The organism is Massilia sp. BAP21 (assembly GCF_057801335.1).
In genome coordinates this window covers 4,485,316-4,504,555 of record NZ_CM173596.1, presented here as the reverse complement: position 1 = coordinate 4,504,555, position 19,240 = coordinate 4,485,316, and the positions used below count along the sequence as shown (strand labels likewise).

Sequence of the window (19,240 nt, the reverse complement as noted above, 5' to 3'; positions counted from 1 at the left end):
ACGAGACTTATTTCTTGTCCGTCGGCGGCACCGGCGGGAACGGGAAGGCGCTGAACAGGGCCTTGCTCTGGTTCTGCATCTGCTCCTGCATCTGCACGAACAGATTCTTGCTCTGGTCGATGTAGTTGTTCATCATGCCCTGCATCATCGGGCCCTGGACATTCATGAACTGGGTCCACATCTCCGGGCTGAAGGGCTTGCCTTCCAGCGCGCCGGCGGCGTTGCTGGTGAACTTGTTCTGGATGTCGGTGAACGCCTGGACATTCTTTTCCAGGTAAGAGCCCATCATGCCCTGCATCGCGTGGCCGTAGTAACGGATGATCTGGGCCAGCACCGAGCTCGAGAACATCGGCACGCCGTTCGCTTCCTCTTCGAGGATGATTTGCAGCAGGATGCTGCGCGTGAGGTCCTCGTTCGACTTGGCGTCGACCACGGTGAACTCGTCGGCATCCAGCACCAGCTGCTTCACATCCGTGAGGGTGATGTAGGAGCTGGTCTGGGTGTCGTACAAACGACGGTTCGGGTATTTCTTGATCAGGCGTTCAGTACTGTTTTTTGCACTACTCATCTCAAGTTCCATGTGTTGCGCAGGCTTCGTCGGCCGCGCTTTTGAATGATGACCATACAGCCGGTATGCACCGGTTCCTGCTGTCTCCGTATTGCTCTACAGGACCAGCAATGCGACATTGCTGGTGCAGGTGCAGCAATTAATGGTTTTACCACCCAATTTATTTCTAAGCAATACCCACACGCTCATCTGCGTACTCATCCGTACACGCTTAGTCGGCGCGAACCTTGACGTAACGCCCCGGCGCCGGCTCGGACGGCAGGTATTGCTCGTTGCCGGCCTGGGCTGGCGCCGGCACTTCCGCCCCACCATTCTCCTGCAGGAAGCGGGCCCATTCCGGCCACCAGCTGCCCTTGTGCTCTACCGCCCCGGCAAACCAGTCCTGCGGCGTGCGCGGACGGGTCTTGCCGTTCTTTTCGTTCACCCAGTAACTGCGCTTGCCCTTCGAGGCCGGGTTGATCACGCCGGCGATGTGGCCCGACGCCCCCAGCACGAAGCGGTTCGCCTTGGCCTTTTTCGGGTTCAGCAAATTCATCGACGCAAACGCGGCGGTCCAGGGCACGATGTGGTCTTCCTTCGAGCCGTAGATGAAGACCGGGGCGTCGATGCGGCCCAGGTCGACCTGCTCGCCGCAGACGGTCAGCTCCCCCGGTCGCTTGAGCTTGTTTTCCAGGTAAGTGTTGCGCAGGTACCAGCAGAACATCGGCCCCGGCAGGTTGGTGCTGTCGGCGTTCCAGTACAGCAAGTCGAAAGCCGGCGGGGTCTTGCCCTTCAGGTAGTTCTGCTGCACGTAGTTCCAGACCAGGTCGTTCGGGCGCAGGGCCGAGAAGGTGGTCGCCAGGTCGCGGCCCGGCATGATGCCGCCCTTGGCCAGGTTCTGCTCGCGCAGCGCCACCTGGGTTTCGTCGACGAAGACTTCGAGCACGCCGGTGTCGTCGAAATCGAGCAAGGTGGTGAGCAGGCTGAGGCTGGCGGCCGGCTGCTGGCCGCGCGCCGCCAGCACCGCCAGCGCGCTGGCGGCGATGGTGCCGCCGACGCAGAAGCCGAACACGTGGGTCTTCGGCTGGCCGGTGATCTCGCGCACCACGCCGATGGCCTCGATGGCACCACGCTCGACGTAGTCGTCCCAGCCCAGCGACCCCATCGATTTGTCCGGATTACGCCAGGACACCATGAACACGGTATTGCCCTGCTCCACGACGTAGCGCACGACCGAATTTTCCGGCTGCAGGTCGAGGATGTAGAACTTGTTGATACAGGGCGGGATCATCAACAGCGGCACTTCGCGCACCGTCGGCGTGGCCGGGCTGTACTGGATCAGCTGGAACAGTTCGTTCTCGTAGACCACCTGGCCCGGCGTGGTGGCGACATTCACGCCGACCTCGAAGGCCGACTCGTCGGACTGCGAGATGCGGCCCTTCTGCATGTCGGCCAGCATGTTCTGCAAGCCCTGGTTCAGGCTTTCGCCCTTGGTGTCGAGCATCTTCTTCTGCGCTTCCGGATTGGTTGCGAGGAAGTTCGCCGGAGACATGGCGTCGACCATTTGCTGTACCGCGAAGCGGATCTTCTGGTGTTCGCGCGGGGGCGCCTCGACGGCATCGGCCAGCGCCAGCATGAATTCGGCGTTCAGCAGGTAGGAGGCGGCCGAGAAGGCCGAGAAGGGGTTCGCCGTCCATTCGGAAGCGGAGAAGCGGCGGTCGTGCAGCTCGGGGGTTTTGCCGAGCATCATGTCTTGCCAGAGTTTGCCGGCTTTCTGCAAATAGTCCTGACGCAAGGTTTCCAGGCGGGCCGGCGCAATGCTAACCTGAAAGTCCTTCAGGATACCGGCCAGCGGGTTGGCGCCGAGCGCGGCGCCGTTCAGCGGATTGGCAGGGGCGCCATTCACGGCCGGCATCTTGAGCCATCCTTGCCAGGCCGACGGATCGGTCAGCTGGTTCATCCAGGAAGCGGCAAAAGCGTGGGGGTCGGGCATGTTCATGTCGGCGTCCGTTGTTTAGAATCGGTGGTCAACTGGAGAAAAGCATGTGGATCGTTGCAGTCGGCTGGGCCTATGTCGTCATCCTGATGGCGGCAACCGAAACCTCGGTGATCGCCGGAATTATGACTTTTTTCGGCTATTGCGTGTTGCCCTTGTCTATACTTTTTTATATCGCCGGGGCGGGAAAGCGCCGTCAGCGTCGCGCCGGCGCATCGGCTTACCCGACAGCAAGGCCAGAATCCAGGCCTGACGGCGCCGACGCTAGCATGCCGTTGACGAGCCCAGGCTTCTTCCTGCCCTCGCCCGACAGCAGCGACAGCAGCGACTGCGGCAGTACGGACAGCGGCAGCGGCGGTGACTGCGGCGGCGGCGATGGTGGCGGTGGAGGCGGCGACTGACAGAGTATTGATGACGCCGGCCAGCCTCACTTGAGCCAGATCAAACTCGCCTGGCGCCCCGTCACGCCATCGCGGCGGTACGAATAAAAACGGTCGCGCTCGGTGGCGGTGCAATGGATGCCACCGGCAATGCTGCTTACCCCATCGCGTTCCAGCATCAGCCGCGCCAGCGCGAAGATATCGGCCAGGTACTTGCCGCCGAGTTCAGGCTGGCGACGGAAGGCAAAGCCGATGTCCACGCCCGGCAAGGCCGCGGCAAAACTGTCGAACACGTCCTGCCCCACCTCGAAGGCCAGCGGGCCGATCGCCGGGCCCATCCAGGCGGTGATCTCCCCTGCCCCGGCCGCGCGCATCGCCTTCAGGGTTTCTCCCAGCACCCCGCCGGCCAGGCCGCGCCAGCCGGCATGCGCTGCACCCACCACCTTGCCGCCGCGGTCGGCAAACAGCACCGGCAGGCAGTCGGCGGTGAGGATGGCGCACACCACGCCCGGCTGATGGGTGATGCTGGCGTCGCCGACGCGCACCGGCTGGTCCGGGCCGACCGTCGCCGCATCGACCACACCGTTGCCGTGCACCTGCGAAATCCAGGCCGGCCGCCCCGGCAGCAGGGCCTGCAGGCGCGCGCGGTTCCCGGCCACGGCCTGCGGGTCGTCGTTCACGTGCAGGCCGAGGTTCAGCCCGCCGCCGCCGAGGCCATCGTCGTACGGGCCCTGCGACACGCCGCCGGCGCGCGTGGTGGCCAGTGCGCCGATGTTCGCCGGCGCATCCGGCCATTCCGGGACGATCAGGCTGGCCGCGTCCATTACACGGCTTCCGGTTCTTCGATGCCGGCCTGGGCGATCAGTTCGGCAAAGTCGGCGGCCAGCGGCACGATCCATTCGCAGTGCTCGCCGGTGGCCGGGTGCACCAGGCCGAGGCGGCGCGCCTGCAGGGCCTGGCGGTGGAACACCGGACTCAGGTGGGTCTTGCCATACACCGAGTCGCCGACCAGGCCGAAGCCGATCGACAGCATGTGCACGCGGATCTGGTGGGTGCGGCCGGTTTCCAGCGAGCAGCGCACCAGGCTGACCGGACGGCGGTCGAGCATGCCTTCGGCCACGCGCTCGTAGTGGGTGATCGCCGGTTTCGCGCCCATGCCGGTCGAGACCGCCATCTTGACGCGGTCCTTCGGGTGACGGCCCATCGGCGCGTCGATGGTGCCCGACAGGTTCGGCGTGCCCCACACCAGCGCAAAGTATTCGCGCTTCACGGTGCGCGCCTGCAGCTGGCGCACCAGGTCGGTCTGGGCGGCCAGGGTCTTGCCGACGACCATCAGGCCGCTGGTATCCTTGTCGAGGCGGTGCACGATGCCGGCGCGCGGCACCGAGGCCAATTGCGGCGCATGGTGCAGCAGGCCATTCAAGAGCGTGCCCGACCAGTTGCCGGCGCCCGGGTGCACGACCAGGCCGGCCGGCTTGTTGATCACCATGATGTGCTCGTCTTCATAAACGATGTTCAGGGCGATTTCTTCGGGCGCAAAGGCGGTGTCCTCGGGCGCCGGCTGCGGCTCGACGACCACGGTTTCGTCGCCATAGGCGGTGTTCTTGCCGCGTGCCGGCTTGCCGTCGACCAGCACGTGGCCGCCCTCGAACCACAGCTGCAGGCGGCTGCGCGAGAACTGCGGCACCAGGCTTGCCACGACCTTGTCGAGGCGCTGGCCGCAGGCGTCAGCGCCGAGGTGCAGGGTGATTGGAGAGAGGTCGATGCCGGTCGCAGGAGGGAACTCGGCAACGATGTCGTCGTCGAACTCGGGGTCCAGGGGCAATTCCGCCGAATTCGGCGCAGGAGTTAATATCACGTCAGTCCCATCGGCTATAATCAGCCGTTCGTTGAATCTAGGTAAAACTTTTCTGCAAAAAGCTATGCAAAAAAAATTGTTGGTGGTGGTTGCTACGAGTGCCTTGCTGGCCCTGTCCGGTTGCGGCATGTTGCCGTCGAAAACCGACGAGACCCAGAAGTGGTCAGCGGAGAAATTATACGCTGAGGCACGCGAAGAGATGAGCGCCGGCCAGTACGAAGCCGCGATTGCCCTGTTCCAGCGCCTGGAATCGAACTATCCGTTCGGCACCTATGCCACCCAGGCACAGATGGAAATTGCCTACGCCCACTACAAGGCGAAGGACCAGGCCGAGGCGCTGGCCGCGGTCGAGCGTTTCATCAAGCTGCACCCGAACCACCCGCAAGTCGACTACATGTACTACCTGCGCGGCCTGATCAATTTTAATGACCAGATCGGCTTCCTGAGCATCATCTACTCGCAGGACCCGTCGGAGCGCGACCCGCGTGCCACGCGCGAAGCGTTCGCCGCGTTCAAGGCCCTGGTCGACCGCTACCCGAACAGCAAGTACGTGCCGGACGCGGTTGCGCGCATGAACTACCTGATCAACGCGATGGCCCAGTACGAAGTGCACGTGGCGAACTACTACTTCCGCCGCGGCGCCTACATGGCGGCCCTGAACCGCGCGCAGAACGCGGTGAGCGACTACAGCGAATCGCCGTCGCGCGAGGAAGCGCTGTTCATCATGGTGCGCTCCTACGACAAGCTCGGCATGTTCGACCTGCGCGACGACACCCAGCGCGTATTACTGCGCAACTACCCGGACAGCCACTTCATCAACCCGAACGCCAGCGGCGATGCGCCGTGGTGGAAGTTCTGGTCGAAGTCGGGTCCGAAGCCGGCGCCGAAGGATGTGGTGGCAAAATAATCACCGCATTGCGGTGATGTGAACATCGTTGGCGCGGGATACGGCCACAGTCCGTAGGGTGGGCACTCCGTGCCCACCCTACGGTTGAAGCCGCGGGCCGACAATCGATTGCCGCCGCGGGCCACAATCAAGCGTCGATCTTGCGCCGGAATACCCAGGTCCGCTCCTTCGATTCCTCCGGCACGAACGCATACCCATCCACATCGAACTCCTTCAATGCCTCCGGATCAGTGACCCCGTTCTCGATCGCATAGCGCGCCATCATCCCGCGCGCCCGCTTGGCGTAGAAGGAAATGATCTTGTACTTCCCGTTCTTCCAGTCCTCGAACACCGGCGTGACGACCGGGGCGGTGAGCAGCTTGGGCTTGACCGACTTGAAGTACTCTTCCGAGGCCAGGTTGACCAGCGCCGCCGATCCTGTCTTCTCCAGCTCGGCATTCAGGGCGCGCGTGATGGTCTCGCCCCAGAAGGTGTACAAATCCTTGCCGCCCGGATTCGCCAGCTTCGTACCCATTTCCAGCCGGTAGGGATGGATCAGGTCGAGCGGACGCAGCAGGCCGTACAGGCCCGACAGGATGCGCAGGTGGCGCTGGGCGAAGTCGATCGCCTCGGGCGGCAGGCTGCGCGCATCGAGTCCGCCGTAGACGTCGCCGTCGAAGGCCATCACGGCCTGGTGGCCGTCGGCGTGGTCCGCCGTCCAGCTGGCGTAGCGCGCCACGTTCAGCGCCGCCAGGGCGTCGGAAATGTGCATCAGGTCGCCCACCTGGCCGGGCGACAGATCGCGCAGCACGCCGATCAACTGGCTGGCGCGGTCGATGAAATCGGGGAGCGTGTGCTCCCGGGTGGGAGTCGGGGTATCGAGGTCGAGGGATTTGGCGGGCGAAATGACAAGCAGCATAGAAACCTAACAGCGCAAACGCAAAAGCAATTAATATTTCCTATATGATACCCGCTTCCGCACCAACCATCGTCCTCGATACCAATGTCTGCCTGGATCTGTTCGTCTTTCACGACAAACGCTGGGACAGCCTGCTGCAGGCGCTCGAACGTGGCGAGGTCCGGGCCGTCACGCGCGCCGACTGCCGCGACGAATACCGGGTCGTGCTGCACTATCCCCACCTGCCGCTCGACGAAGCCAGCCGCGAACAGGCCGCCGCCCGCTTCGACGCCCTGATTGCCGTGGTGGCGCCGGACAGCAAGCCGGTCCGCCTGCCGGTCTGCAGCGACCGCGACGACCAGAAATTCCTGGAACTGGCGCGCGACGCGCAGGCCGCCATCCTGGTCACGAAAGACAAGGCCTTGCTGAAGCTCGGCCGCAAGACCCAGCAGGCCGGCATGTTCCGCATCATGCTGCCTGAAGCCTGGGTCAAGGCGCAGGCCGCAAGCCAGCTAGAATAGGCGAATTCGTAGCCTAACCCGCAACCGTCCCGGAAGACCATGAGCACTCCCGTACTGCAGTCGCGCCTGCCCGCCGTCGGCGCCACCATCTTCTCCACCATGTCGGCCCTCGCCCTCGAGCATGGCGCCGTGAACCTGGGCCAGGGCTTCCCCGACTTCGGCTGCGACTCGCTGCTGCTCGACTACGTCAACGAGGCGATGCGCGCCGGCCATAACCAATACCCGCCGATGCCGGGCGTGCCCGCCCTGCGCGAGGCGATCGCCGCCAAGATCGGGCGCCTGTACGGCCGCGCCTACGACGCCAACACCGAGATCACGGTCACCGCCGGCGCCACCCAGGCGCTCACCACCGCCATCCTGTGCTGCGTGCATCCCGGCGACGAAGCCATCGTCATCGAACCGGCCTACGACAGCTATGCGCCGGCGATCGCCCTGGCCGGCGGCGTGGCGGTGCCGGTCTGCATGGAAATCGGCCCGGATGGCTACAGCCTGCCCTGGGACATGCTGGCCGCCGCCGTCACGCCGCGCACCCGCCTGATCGTGATCAATTCGCCGCACAACCCGACCGGTTCGATCCTGCGCGGCGCCGACCTCGAACGCCTGGCGCAGATCGTGGCCGGCACCGATATCCTGATCCTGTCGGACGAGGTCTACGAGCACATGGTCTACGACGGCGAACGCCACGCCTCGGTGGCCAGCCATCCGGTGCTGGCCGAGCGCGCCTTCGTGGTGTCGAGCTTCGGCAAGACGTATCACGTGACCGGCTGGAAGGTGGGCTATGTCGCCGCGCCGGCGCCGCTCAGCGCGCAATTTCGCAAGCTGCACCAGTACAACGTGTTCACGGTGAACACGCCGATGCAGCATGGGCTGGCGCGCTACATGGCCGATCCGGCGCCCTACCTGGAACTGCCGGTTTTTTACCAGCGCAAGCGCGATCTGTTCCGCGCCGGCCTGGCCGACACCCGCTTGCGCCTACTGCCGGCCGACGGCACCTATTTCCAGTGCGTCGACTACAGTGCCGTTTCAAGCATGCCGGAAGCCGAATTCGCGCAGTGGCTCACGAGCGAGTGCAAGGTCGCGGCGATCCCGGTCTCGGCCTTCTACAGCCAGGCCCGGAAATCGGGCATCGTGCGCTTCTGCTTTGCCAAGCAGGACGATACCCTGCAATTGGCGCTGGCGCGCCTGGCGCGGCTGTGAAGCCCGATCACGACAACAGGGTGATATGCGCCGCGCTGCCTTGATCCCCCTGCTGCTTGCCATGCCGCTTGCCATGGCTACCGTTCCGGTGGACATCTATCCTCCTGCACGGGAGCACGCCTGCAGCATGGCCAGGCCATGCCCGGTGGCGGTCCTGGGTCCGGGATATGGGATGGCAGGTTCCGACTACGGCTTTGTCGTCAGGTACTTGAACGAGGCCCGCTACCTGGTCCTTGTCCTGCGCGACAGTGCGGGGGGCGTGCAACTGGACCGGAGCGGCCGGATGTCGGAGCAGGTGCAGGCTATGGCGCGGACGGCCTCGCAATCGATTGCCGCCGCGGCCGACGCGAACGCGCCGCTGTACCGGGCGTTCGACTGGCGGCGCCTCCTTCTGGTCGGGCATTCGCTGGGCGGTGACAGCGCAGCCCGGTTCGCTGCCGATTACCCGGGCCGCGTATCCGGCCTGATCAGCCTCGACAGCCGGCGCGTCGCTTTGCCGCGCTCAGCCGATATCCCCGTCCTGACCATCCGGGCCAGCGACACGGTAGCCGACCCCGGCGTCCTGCCGGACGAGGAAGAGCGCAAGCGCTACGGCATCTGCGTGGTCCGCATCGAAGGCGCGCGCCACAACGATATGCACGATGGCGGGAGTGCGCAGCTGAAGGCCATGATCCTGTCGGCCATCGGCGTCTTCCTGGCTCCTGCGCCACTTCCGACCTACGCTTGCGCTCGCGACACCAGGCTGGACTGACCGGCCCGGCGCGCACGCCGGGCGACACCCTGTCGCCCCGGCCACTCCATGCATGATGAATAAAATGCAAGCATACTGGTGTGCTAACGGCTGGGAGCGCTTAAAATTCCTTCCATGAACACGACACCACTGCGCCTGCTGTCCCTTGCTCTCGCCATGAGCCTGCCCCTTGCGGCATGCAAGAAAAACGCCGATCCCGCCCCGCCGATCCCGCCCGGCATGCCTGCCCCGGCCGACGGCGCCAAGGCGCCTGGCGTCGAACCCACCGCCCGTTCGGCGGCAACCGCGGCTGCCGCCAACGCCGACACCGCGGCAGCAAAAGGCGCGCCCGGCGCGATACCGGCGATTCCCTTCGACTTCTCCACCGTGGCCGAAGCGGCCGGAGCGGTTCCGCCCTTCCCCTACGTCGACTATCCGCCCAAGGTGCATTCGGGCGGGCGCTGGACGCGCGAGACCCCGATGGACCGCGTCTACGTGATCCTCGGCGACCATCTGCATGCGCTGGAAGGACGCGTCATGACGCGCCAGTTCGCCCACCGCGACGCCGAGATGTCGGAACTCGAGGTACGCCGCAATTACGAGAACGCGCTGGCGGCAATCGGCGCGATCAAGGTGAACACCGTACAGCCCGACAATCCCGCCATCGTGGCCGCCGCCGGCGGCGACGACTACTTCCTGCGGAAATCGATGCTGATGATCCCGGACCTGGGCATGTCCTACGATGTCTACCTCGCCCGCAAAGGCAATGCGCGCCACTGGATCGTGGTCACGACCAACGACAGCGAGACCGGCCTGCTGACCGTCGAGGAAAAACCTTTCGCCCAGACCGTCGGCCTCGAAGGCAGCCGGGACACGCCGGTCGCAGCAAGCGGCAGCCCGGCAACGGCGGCGCAACCGGTGGACATTGCCAGCCTACCTGTGTCCACGGCGGCGCTGCCGCCTTTCCCTTACCTGGCCTATCCGCCGGGCCTGCACGAGGGCTCGCAGTTCACGCGGCATGCCAACTTCGATGCCGTGAGCATCATCGTCGGCAATCAGTTGCGCAGCGTCGAAGGCGAGGTCGAGACGCGCACCTTCCCGATCAAGAACGCCAACCTGTCGGCGTGGGCGGTGCGCCGCAACTACGAAGCGGCGGTCAAGGCCCTGGGCGGCGTGAAGGTGAACGCCGTCGGTCCGGAGGACCAGGCCCTGCTCGCTGCCAACACCCGCAAGGACAAGAGCGGCAAGGAGATCACGGAATACACGCTCCGCAAGGACAAGATGCGCTATCCGGACCGGACCATGTCCTACGACAGCTACCTGGTACGCACGCCCGAGGCGAACGTCTGGCTGGTGCTGATGTTCAACGACAGCGAAACCCGCCTGCTGGCGGTGCGCGAAAAGGCGATGCAACAAAGCGTGGCCCTGGTCACGGCCGACGCCATGCGCAAGGAACTCGACGCCAGGGGCCGGGTCGCCCTGTACATCAACTTCGATACCGACAAGGCCAGCCTGCGCGCCGACGGCAAGCCAGCCGTCGACGAGATCACCAGGCTGCTGAAAGCCGATCCGGCACTGAAGCTGGCCATCGAGGGCCACACCGACAACAGCGGCGATGGCGCGCACAACCTGGCGCTCTCGAAAGCGCGCGCCGACACGGTGCTGCAGGCCCTGGTGCAGGACGGCATCGACGCCAGGCGCCTGCGCACGGCCGGCCACGGGGCCGGGCAGCCGCTGGCGGACAACAGGGACGACGCCGGCCGCGCGAAGAACCGCCGCGTCGAGCTGATCAAGCTCTAGCCCCCATCCGGCCTGGCCGGCTTACCGAGCTTGCCCAGCTTGGCCAGGATGCTGGCGATGATGCCCAGCGTGCCGATCGTTGCCATGAATGCGTCCAGCATGGTGTCTCCCTTCGGTTAGCGCTCCAGCAGCGCGGGTGCGTAGGTCTTGGCGAAAAAGGCCGCCGTGATGCAGGAGGTGGCCAGCAAGGTGACGGCGCGCACCACGTCGGCAGGCGCGCGGCGGCCCAGCCAGGCGCCGCCATAGCCGCCGGCCAGCGCGCCGGCCAGCATGCCCAGGGTGGCCGGCCAGTGCACGGCATCGGCCAGCACGAAGGCCAGCACGGCCACGGTGTTCGCCGCGCTCACCAGCAGCGTGCGCGGCGCGTTTAGCCCCTTGAAGTCGCGCCGGTCGAGCAGGCCCCAGACCGCGAGCATCATGATGCCGACCGCACCGCCGAAATAACCGCCATACACGCCCAGCCCGAACTGGATAGCCAGCACGGCAGGCGCGCGGATGCGCCAGCGCGCGCGCAGGGCGTCGCCGATGCGCCGGCCGCAGGCCAGGGCCAGCAACGCCACCAGCAGCAGCCAGGGCAGCACGAAACGGAATGCGGTCGCCGGGGTATGCAGCAGCAACAGCGCCCCGAGCAGGCCGCCGGCCAGCGTCGTCCCCAGCAGCGCGCGCAGCGGCACGCCGCCGATCGGACCCAGCCCGTCGCGATAGGCCCAGGCGCTCGCCAGCCCGCCCGGGAACAGGGCCACCGTACTCGAAGTATTCGCCTGTACCGGAGGCACGCCCGCCATCATCAGGGCCGGCAGGCTGACGAAGGAACCGCCGCCGGCCAGCGCATTCATGGCGCCGGCCAGGATGCCCGCGGAAAAGGTGAGGAAGATCGTGTGCATGGCAACCATCCTAGTCGTGGCCAGCACCGTAGGCAATCTGGCAATTCCGGTGCTAGACTTCGGTTTTGACGAAGGCAGGAGCATCGACATGCGGTTCGACCTGGTGGATTTGCGGCTCTTCCTGAGCGTGGTGGAATGCGGCAGCCTGACCCACGGCGCCCGCGCGATGCACCTGGCGCTGGCCTCGGTCAGCGCGCGCATCGCAGGCATGGAAGAAGCGCTCGGCGCGCCCCTGCTGGAGCGCAACCGGCGCGGCGTGCGCCCCACGCCTGCGGGCGAGGCGCTGGTGCGGCACGCACGCTCCATCCTGGAGGGGGTCGAGCAGATGCGCGGCGAGATGCGCACCTATGCCACGGGATTGAAGGGCCGCATCCGGCTGCTGTCGAACACGGCCGCCATGGCCGGCTTCCTGCCGCCGCGGCTCTGCCGTTTCCTGGCCGCGCATCCCGACCTGGCGATCGACCTCGACGAGCGGCCCAGCGTGGAGATCGTCCAGGCCCTGGCCGACAAGCGCGCCGACATCGGCGTCGTGGCCGACATCACGGAACTGACCGCCCTGCAGACCCAGCCCATTGCCAGCGACCAGTTGGTGGTGGTGGCAGGCCATGGACACCGGCTGGCGCGGCAGGCAGGCGTGGCCTTTGCCGACATCCTGTCCGAGCCGATCGTGGGCATGGCCGACACCGCGCTCGAAACCCACCTGGCCGAACGCGCCGCGCGCCTGGGACGCCAGCTCGACTACCGCATCCGCTTGCGCACGAGCGAGCACGTGGCCATGTATGTCGAAGCGGGCATCGGCGTATCGATCATGTCGGCGGCGCTGGCCGCCGGCATCCGGCGCGACCTGGCGATTTTGCCGCTGGCCGAAGCCTGGGCCGCGCGCGGGCTGTATTTGTGCGCGCGCGACTTCGCGGCCTTGCCGCCGCATGCCGGCCTGCTGGCGCGCCAGCTGATGAAAGACGCCGGCTAGCGCGCCACCTGCTGCAGCTTGCGCTCGACAAAGCCCTGCAGCTCGCCCGACAGCGTTCCCGATGCCTGGGCGCGGCGCCAGGCGTCGGCCGCCTCGGCGTTGCGCTTCTCAGCCTGCAGCGACAGGCCCAGGCCCATCCACCACACGCCGTTGTCCGGCGCGCCGCGCAGCGCGGCGGTGTACTCGTCGATCGCCTCGCGGTGGCGGTTCTGGCGCTGCAGGGCGCCGGCCAGGAAGGCGTGGTATTCGCCATTACCGTTCGCGTAGGGCAGCGTGCGCAGCAGGGTCTCGATGCCGCTGCCGCCGCGTTCGATCTGCAGGCGCGCCAGCAGCATCGCCATGGCGGGCTGGCGCGCGTCCAGCGCCAGCGCGCCCTGCAGCTCCAGCACCGCTTCGTCGCTGCGCTTGTTCTCGACCAGCAGGCCGACCAGGGTCTGGCGCGCCGCGTCGTGGCGCGGGTTGATGCCCAGGGTCTGCTGCAGGCCGGCGATGGCTTCGTTGACGCGGCCTTCCTGCAGGCTGGCCAGGGCGCGGCGGTAGGTATTGTCGGCGCGCTGGACGGTCGTTTCGCTGCGGCCCTGGACGCCGTTCGCGGGCGCCGCCGGGGCTTCGGCGTCGGAAGCGGTGGCGCTTTCCCTGCGCTTCAGGGCCGCGACCGAGGCCGCGTCGCCGCGCGCGCTGGCTGGCGCGCGCTGCGCTGTCGCGGGCGCGGCGGCCTCGGCACGCTTGCGCTGCGGCGCCGCTTCGGGTTCGGCTGCGCGCGGCGCCGGCCCAGGGCCGGCGGCGGGTGGGGCCGTGTCGGGCGCGGGTGCCACCTCGGCCACGGCAACCGGCGCAGGGTCGGCCGGTGCCGGTGCCGGTGCTGGGGCCGACGCCGGTGCCGCGGGCTGCGGCGCCACGGCCGCCACCGGCTTGGCATCGAAGCTCTTGCCCTTCAGCGGCAACAGCATCCAGCCGGTCACGCCCAGCGCCACGGCGATCAGGCCGGCGGTGATAGCGGCAATCCGCCGCTTCGAGCGCAGCGCCGCTTCCGGCGCCACCGGCTTCACATCGGACGCGATGTCCGCGCTGCGCGCACTGCCGCGCGCGTCGAGGTCCTGCAGCATTTTATTTATCAGGCTCATCGTACAAGGGTCCAGGCAAGTCCTGCGGCCATCGCGGCCAATGCGCCCACGCCGGCCAGCCAGGGCCAGCTACGGCTTCGCGCCGCCAGGGTGTCCGCGGCAGCGGCGGCCACGTGCGCGGCCGTCACCTGCTGGCGTCCCTGGCCGTAGCACAGCATCAGCGCCTTGTGCGCGAGGATGTTCACCAGGCGCGGGATGCCGCCGCTGGCGCGGTACAAACGGGAGATGGCGGACGCGGAAAACAGGCGCGCGCCGCCGAAACCGGCCACGCGCAGGCGGTGCGCCACATAGTAATCGAGGTCGTCGCGCCCGAGCGGGCCGAGGTGGTAGTGAAAGGTGATGCGCTGGGCCAGCTGGCGGATCGACTCGCTCTCCAGCTTGCGGTTCAGTTCCGGCTGGCCGAACAGCACGATCTGCAGCAGCTTGCGCTTTTCGGTTTCCAGGTTCGTGAGCAGGCGCAGCGCTTCCATGGTCTCGAGCGGCAGCGCCTGGGCTTCGTCGATGCACAGCAGCACGCGCTTGTCCTGGCCCGCCAGGCGCAGCAGGTGGTGCGTGATGGTTTTCAGCAGCTGGTGCTGGTCCACCTCGGGTCCAAACGACAGTTCCAGCTCGTCGGCCAGGGCCAGCATCAGGCTGCGCGGTTCCAGGTAGGGGTTCGGGATGTAGGCGGTGATGAAATCCTCGCCCAGGGTTGCCATGAACTTGCGGCACAACAGGGTTTTACCCGTACCGACCTCGCCCGTGATCTTGATGAAGCCTTCGCCGCCCCGCGCGGCGACCAGCAGGGTGTTCAGCGCTTCCTGCGAGCGCGGGCTGCCGAAAAAGAAACTCGTGTCCGGCGTGATCCCGAACGGCAGCTCGCGCAGGCCGAAATGCGCTTCGTACATCAGCGGCGCTCCAGCTGGCGCGGATCGAGCTGCTCGATGCGGCGCGTGGCGTCCAGCAGGTCCTGGTTCCAGCTGTTGGCGCTGTCGACGATGGTCGGCTTGATCAGCACCACCAGCTCGCGCTTCTGGTTGACCTTGTTCTTGTTGCGGAACAGCGCGCCCAGCACCGGCACGCGGCCGGCGCCCGGCAGCTGGCTGGTGTCGTCGGTCGAAGCCTGGCGCATCAGGCCACCGATGGCCACCACCTGGCCGTCCTGGCCGCGGACAATACTGTCCAGTTCCGAGGTGCTCGATGCCGCCAGCGGCAGGCTCAGGTTGCCGGCCGATCCCAGGTTCACGCCCTTGGTCACGGTGCTGACCTGGCTCACCGACGGGTGCACGTGCAGCAGGATGTTGCCGGCGTCGTCGATCTGCGGCGTCACGTCGAGCACCACGCCCGAGAAGAAGGGCTGCAGGGTAACGCTCGGGGTCACGGTGTCGCCGGTGGCGTTGCTGGTGATGTTGGTCTGCACGCCGGTCACGTAGAACTCGTCGGTGCCGATCTTCAGCACGGCCTTCTGGTTGTTCACCGCCGCGATGCGCGGGCTGGACAGCACGTGCACCGTGCCCTGCTGCTCGAGGAAGGAAATCAGCGCCGCGAAGTTATTCGTCTGCACCGCCAGGCCGAACAGCGAGCCGGCGGCATTCGCCGCGTTCGACAGCGAAAAGCCGGTGCTGGCCGACAGCCCGGTGCCGTTGGCGATCACCGGCGGCTGGCCGCCGGTGTAGGGCAGCGGCGCCAGGCCGGTGCCCGGCGAGATCAGGCCGCCGGAGACGCGGTTCGGGTGCGAGCTCTTGATCGAGGCGAACGAGGCCCAGTTGATGCCGCTCTGGAACTGGTCGTTCAGTTCCACTTCCAGGATCTTCGCTTCCAAAATCACCTGGCGGTCGACCGACAGCTGGGTCGCCTTCAGGTAGGCGTCGACGTTGCGCAGTTCTTCCGGCATGGCGCGGATCACGATCACGCCCGATTGCGGGCTGACCACCAGGCTGCGCCCGTCCTGCTTGCCGCCGACGATGGCTTCCAGCGACAGCGCCAGGTCGCGCCAGAAGTCGTTGTTCGAGACCGTGTTGACGTCGCTGCTCTGGACCCCGTTGCCGTTCTGGCTGTTCGGGTCGTTCGGGTTGTTGTTATTGTTGCGGTTGTTCTGGTTGTTCTGGTTGTTGTTGCCGGAGCCCTGGTTGCTGCCGTTGTTGTTGTTGCCGGCATCGGACACCGAGGTCGAGGTCACGCGCAGGTTCGAGCTGCCGCTGCGGTTGCCGACCAGGTAGTTCACGCGGAACATGCGGGTCTGCATGGTGAGCGGGCGGATCGTCACGCGGGTGCCGTCGATCCTGTAGTCGTAGCCGTACATGTCGCGGATCGCATCCAGGGTCTCGGCCAGGGTCACGTCCTTCAGGTTGGCGGAGATATTGCCGTCGACCTCGGGATGCACCACCATGTTGTAGCGGGTGCCGGCCACGATCGAGCGGAAGAACTGCTGCGCCGGCACGTTGTTGAAGGCGACGTTGAAGCGTTCCTCCAGCGTCGGGCGCGCCTTCGGCAGTTCGCGCGCCAGGGTCGCGGCCGGCGGCAGCAGCGCATCGGCGACGGCATCGCCGGCCGCCGGCGTGCCGGGCGCCGGCGCGCCGGCGGCGCTGGCCCTGGCCACCTCGCGCTTGATGCTGTCGTAGGTGGCGTGCGGCGGCGTGGCCTGGCAGCCGGCCAGGAAGGCGGCGCCGACGAGCAAGGTGGAATGGAGGGTGCGTTTGTTCATCGTCATCTTGGTTCAGTCCTTGCGGGCGCGTTCGATGCCGCCGGCCGGCAGCGCGTTTCCAGGCGCATTCAGTTTCAGCACGCGACGTTCGCTCCCGCGTACCAGCTCGACTTCGTTCGGGGTCATGCGCGCCACGCGCGCGCCCTTGTAGCTGTCGCCGAGGCGCACCGTCTCGCCATCGATCACGGCCACGTGGCGCCCGCCGGGCTGGCGCGCGATCAGGACCGATTGCAGCCGCGGCCCGCTCGATGCCGGGGCGGCTGCACGGGCGCCGGCCCCGCCCGGGATCAGCTGGGCCGGTGGCCGGGTCGGGTCGCGCAGCGCCTGCGCGGCGGCCGGCAGGCAGGAGGCCCCCGCCAGCGCCAGCGCGAACACGACAAGGCAGCCGCGCTTCATAGCTTCATCCATTTGCGGTCCAGGCTCAGGGTGTACAGGGTCAGCGTCAGGCGCGAGGCCGGCCAGGTTTCCGCCTCGAGTTGCGCGCGGCCCCAGAACAGCTGGGTCGGCAAGCCTTCCAGCGCGTTCATGTAGGCGATCATGTCGAGGTAGTTGCCGCGCACGGTGATTTCCACGCCGTGGCGGTAAAGCAGGCCGGCGCTGCCGGGCTGGGCCTGGGCAGCCGGCGCCGCTGCCGGAACTGCGTCGGGCGCCGAGGCTGCCGCGCGGCGGCCCGCTTCGAGCACCGATTCCACCGGCAGCGTGCGCACCGACACCAGGGTCAGGCGGCCGTTCGCGCGCAGGATGCTGTCGAGCAGCGGCGCCATGCGCTCGGGCGCCACCAGGCCGTTCTGCATCGCGCGCAGCTGCCCGCCCAGTTCCTCGGTTTCCCGGCGCACCGCGGCCAGGCGGGTGCGCACCGCCGCGTCCGGATCGTTCCGGGCCGCTTCCACGCGCGCGCGGATCTCGTTGTCGATGCCCTCGATGTTGTTCTGCTGCTGGGTGATCTGGGCGTTCAGCGCGTCCTGCTTGCGCAGCTGCGGGCCGAGCGCGAAGAAGTGCATCAGGAAGACGATGGCGGCGGCGCAGGCCGCGAACACCATGATGCGCTCGCGCAGGCTGAGGGCATCGACGCGCGTGGCCAGCCTGGTCCATTGTTGTTTCATGTGCGCGGCGCCTCGGAATTCGATTGCAGGCTGAATTCGACATAGGGCGCCGGGCCGGCGGATGCGGCAGCAGGCGCCGCCTGCGCCGGCGCGCCGGCCTGCGGCTCGCGCGCCCCTTCCGAAATCTGCAGGCTGCCGAAGCCCTTGCCCTGCATGACCGGCTCGCGGGTCAGGCGGGTCAGGAAGCCCGGCACGCTTTCCGGATCGAGGGCGCGGCCGCGCACGCCGATGTCGGTGCCGGCGCCGGTGATCGTCAGCCCGGTCAGCCACAGGCCGTCCACATGCTGGCGCGCCAGCGCGCGGAAGTATTCCGCATAGCCGCGCGTGTTGCCGAGCTCCCCGCCCTGCAGCACGCCGGACACTTCGCGCAGGGTGGCGAGCTGGCGCTCGGCGTCCTGCACCGCCGCGACTAGGCTGGGGTCTTTCTGGCGCGGCGGGAATTCCGCGTTCACGGCCAGCAGCCGCGCCTGGCGCGCCTGCAGCTGGGCGGCGCCGGCGTCGGCCTGCTTCTGCAGCGCCGACACGCGGGCACTCCCGTACAGCCCCATCGCCACCACCCCCAGCACCAGCACGCCCAGGGACTGGGCCATGGTGCGGGTCGAGAAGATCTTCTTCTGCTGCAGGAAGATCGGATTGAACAGGTTGATCTGCTGGCTCACAGCACCGTCTCCTCATGGCGCAGGGCCGCGCCGAGCGGTACCAGGAAGCGCTGCTGCAGGGCCTTGTCGGCCAGTTCCGGCGCGCGCGCGAAATCGAAGAGCGCGGCCAGGTCGAGGGTATCGACCGGCATGTAGAGGTTGCTCGACAGGTATTCTTCGAGGCCGGCGATGGTGGACGGGGCCAGCACCAGCCTGGCCACGCTGATGAAGGAATACTGGCGCTCGAAGTTGTCGAGCGAGCGTTGCAGTTCCAGCGTGATGCGGTCGAAGCCGGCGTGCTTGCGCTCGTGGTCGGCGTCGAGCAGTTGTTCGAGCGCGATGTCGATGCGGCGCGTCAGGTACAGCTCGCCCTTGTACGACACGGTCAGCAGCCCGCCGTCTTCGCCGAACGAGAGCATGGCGACGCCGCGGCCCGCCGGCTCGACCAGCTTCGCGATGTTCCGCTGCGCCATTTCAGGAATGTCGATCACGGCCATGTCGATCTTCGCGCCGCTGAACAGTTTCTGGCGCCCTTCGATGATGCTGTTGCGCGCGGCGACCGCGAACATCGAGTGCTGGGCGCGGGTAGCGGCGCCGGCGTCGACCGGCAGGTCGAGCACGTCGATGGTGGCGTCGTCGATGTGGAAGTCGAGCATGTCCTTCAGGCGCCAGCGCACCGCCGTCTTCAGTTCGTCGGCCGCCACGTTCGGCGCGTCGACCGCCAGCATCTGGTATTCGCCGGCCGCAAGCACGGTGCTGCACTGGTAGGCGTTGGCATGCAGGTCGCGGCCCAGCTTTTCCAGCAGTTCCGGCGTTACCTTGCCCTGGTAAAACACCGCCTGGCGCACCTGCGGACGGATGTCCGGCGCGGTCTGCATGCTGACGGCGGCGATGCCGTCGCGCTGCAGGCTGATCGCCAGCCACCCTTCTCTTTTCTTTGCTCTTCTAAAAAAACGCATGCGGGTCCGGTTCGATGTTGACACGGGCTTCAGGCGCTGCCGACAGTGTCGCCAATAAAGCCTTGA

20 protein-coding genes are annotated in these 19,240 nt (G+C 67.1%); 7 read left to right on the top strand and 13 right to left on the bottom strand.

All coding sequences use genetic code 11. The annotated features are described in order from the left end of the window. Positions 1–7 precede the first annotated feature (7 nt). Together phaR and phaC are read right to left on the bottom strand one after the other, a co-directional pair. Positions 8–568 (bottom strand): polyhydroxyalkanoate synthesis repressor PhaR, encoded by a 561-nt coding sequence (phaR, locus tag ACWYRN_RS20000; RefSeq protein WP_229435373.1) that lies wholly within the window; start codon positions 566–568, stop codon positions 8–10. Positions 569–779: 211 nt separating this feature from the next. After that, positions 780–2,546, bottom strand: coding sequence for a class I poly(R)-hydroxyalkanoic acid synthase (phaC, locus tag ACWYRN_RS19995; protein WP_488689406.1), 1,767 nt, complete (start codon positions 2,544–2,546; stop codon positions 780–782). Between the two features lie 44 nt (positions 2,547–2,590). On the opposite strand from phaC, the gene ACWYRN_RS19990 reads away from it, so the two are divergent. Next, on the top strand, positions 2,591–2,944 hold the full coding sequence (locus tag ACWYRN_RS19990; RefSeq protein WP_488689405.1) for a hypothetical protein: 354 nt from the start codon (positions 2,591–2,593) through the stop codon (positions 2,942–2,944). Between the two features lie 26 nt (positions 2,945–2,970). Here the strand turns inward: ACWYRN_RS19990 and pgeF are convergent, their stop codons facing one another. Together pgeF and ACWYRN_RS19980 are read right to left on the bottom strand one after the other, a co-directional pair. Beyond that, positions 2,971–3,747, bottom strand: coding sequence for a peptidoglycan editing factor PgeF (pgeF, locus tag ACWYRN_RS19985; RefSeq protein WP_488689404.1), 777 nt, complete (start codon positions 3,745–3,747; stop codon positions 2,971–2,973). Then, entirely contained in the window at positions 3,747–4,781 is a 1,035-nt protein-coding gene (locus tag ACWYRN_RS19980) for an RluA family pseudouridine synthase (RefSeq protein ID WP_488689403.1), read from the bottom strand. Before ACWYRN_RS19980 ends, pgeF begins: the two co-directional genes overlap by 1 nt. Before the next feature lie 64 nt (positions 4,782–4,845). Here ACWYRN_RS19980 and ACWYRN_RS19975 point away from each other — a divergent pair, with 64 nt between their 5' ends. Then, on the top strand, positions 4,846–5,688 hold the full coding sequence (locus ACWYRN_RS19975) for an outer membrane protein assembly factor BamD (protein WP_488689402.1): 843 nt from the start codon (positions 4,846–4,848) through the stop codon (positions 5,686–5,688). A gap of 127 nt (positions 5,689–5,815) precedes the next feature. On the opposite strand, the gene yaaA is transcribed toward ACWYRN_RS19975, so the two are convergent. Next, entirely contained in the window at positions 5,816–6,586 is a 771-nt protein-coding gene (gene yaaA, locus ACWYRN_RS19970) for a peroxide stress protein YaaA (protein ID WP_488689401.1), read from the bottom strand. A 44-nt stretch (positions 6,587–6,630) separates the two neighbouring features. On the opposite strand from yaaA, the gene ACWYRN_RS19965 reads away from it, so the two are divergent. The 4 genes from ACWYRN_RS19965 (at position 6,631) to ACWYRN_RS19950 (ending at position 10,813) form a co-directional block, all read left to right on the top strand. Further along, positions 6,631–7,086 (top strand): putative toxin-antitoxin system toxin component, PIN family, encoded by a 456-nt coding sequence (locus tag ACWYRN_RS19965; protein WP_488689400.1) that lies wholly within the window; start codon positions 6,631–6,633, stop codon positions 7,084–7,086. 39 nt (positions 7,087–7,125) lie between these two features. Further along, a complete protein-coding gene (locus tag ACWYRN_RS19960) occupies positions 7,126–8,283 on the top strand; it encodes a pyridoxal phosphate-dependent aminotransferase (protein ID WP_488689399.1) in 1,158 nt (385 codons plus the stop codon). A 172-nt stretch (positions 8,284–8,455) separates the two neighbouring features. Further along, entirely contained in the window at positions 8,456–9,034 is a 579-nt protein-coding gene (locus ACWYRN_RS19955) for an alpha/beta hydrolase (protein WP_488689398.1), read from the top strand. 114 nt (positions 9,035–9,148) lie between these two features. Beyond that, positions 9,149–10,813: an OmpA family protein gene (locus tag ACWYRN_RS19950; protein WP_488689397.1), complete on the top strand. Its 1,665-nt coding sequence runs from the start codon at positions 9,149–9,151 to the stop codon at positions 10,811–10,813. Positions 10,814–10,929: 116 nt separating this feature from the next. On the opposite strand, the gene ACWYRN_RS19945 is transcribed toward ACWYRN_RS19950, so the two are convergent. Next, complete coding sequence (locus ACWYRN_RS19945) at positions 10,930–11,697, bottom strand: sulfite exporter TauE/SafE family protein (protein WP_488689396.1); 768 nt, start codon at positions 11,695–11,697, stop codon at positions 10,930–10,932. Between the two features lie 88 nt (positions 11,698–11,785). On the opposite strand from ACWYRN_RS19945, the gene ACWYRN_RS19940 reads away from it, so the two are divergent. Then, positions 11,786–12,667 (top strand): LysR substrate-binding domain-containing protein, encoded by an 882-nt coding sequence (locus ACWYRN_RS19940; protein WP_488692851.1) that lies wholly within the window; start codon positions 11,786–11,788, stop codon positions 12,665–12,667. Here ACWYRN_RS19940 and ACWYRN_RS19935 read toward each other — a convergent pair. From ACWYRN_RS19935 to pilM, 7 genes are read right to left on the bottom strand one after another with little or no spacing between them, the layout of a single operon-like run. Beyond that, on the bottom strand, positions 12,664–13,791 hold the full coding sequence (locus ACWYRN_RS19935) for a tetratricopeptide repeat protein (RefSeq protein ID WP_488689395.1): 1,128 nt from the start codon (positions 13,789–13,791) through the stop codon (positions 12,664–12,666). The genes ACWYRN_RS19940 and ACWYRN_RS19935 overlap by 4 nt on opposite strands. Further along, positions 13,788–14,678: an ExeA family protein gene (locus ACWYRN_RS19930; protein ID WP_488689394.1), complete on the bottom strand. Its 891-nt coding sequence runs from the start codon at positions 14,676–14,678 to the stop codon at positions 13,788–13,790. The genes ACWYRN_RS19935 and ACWYRN_RS19930 overlap by 4 nt, the downstream gene beginning before the upstream one ends. Further along, positions 14,678–16,474 carry a pilus (MSHA type) biogenesis protein MshL gene (gene mshL / locus ACWYRN_RS19925; protein ID WP_488689393.1) on the bottom strand — a complete coding sequence of 599 codons (1,797 nt, stop codon included), beginning with the start codon at positions 16,472–16,474 and terminating at the stop codon, positions 14,678–14,680. Before mshL ends, ACWYRN_RS19930 begins: the two co-directional genes overlap by 1 nt. 12 nt (positions 16,475–16,486) lie before the next feature. Further along, positions 16,487–16,882, bottom strand: a complete 396-nt coding sequence (locus ACWYRN_RS19920) for a hypothetical protein (protein WP_488689392.1) — start codon at positions 16,880–16,882, stop codon at positions 16,487–16,489. Further along, complete coding sequence (locus tag ACWYRN_RS19915) at positions 16,867–17,577, bottom strand: hypothetical protein (RefSeq protein WP_488689391.1); 711 nt, start codon at positions 17,575–17,577, stop codon at positions 16,867–16,869. Before ACWYRN_RS19915 ends, ACWYRN_RS19920 begins: the two co-directional genes overlap by 16 nt. Then, a complete protein-coding gene (locus ACWYRN_RS19910) occupies positions 17,574–18,236 on the bottom strand; it encodes a PilN domain-containing protein (protein WP_488689390.1) in 663 nt (220 codons plus the stop codon). Before ACWYRN_RS19910 ends, ACWYRN_RS19915 begins: the two co-directional genes overlap by 4 nt. Next, positions 18,233–19,174 carry a type IV pilus biogenesis protein PilM gene (pilM, locus tag ACWYRN_RS19905; RefSeq protein WP_488689389.1) on the bottom strand — a complete coding sequence of 314 codons (942 nt, stop codon included), beginning with the start codon at positions 19,172–19,174 and terminating at the stop codon, positions 18,233–18,235. The genes ACWYRN_RS19910 and pilM overlap by 4 nt, the downstream gene beginning before the upstream one ends. Positions 19,175–19,240 lie beyond the last annotated feature (66 nt).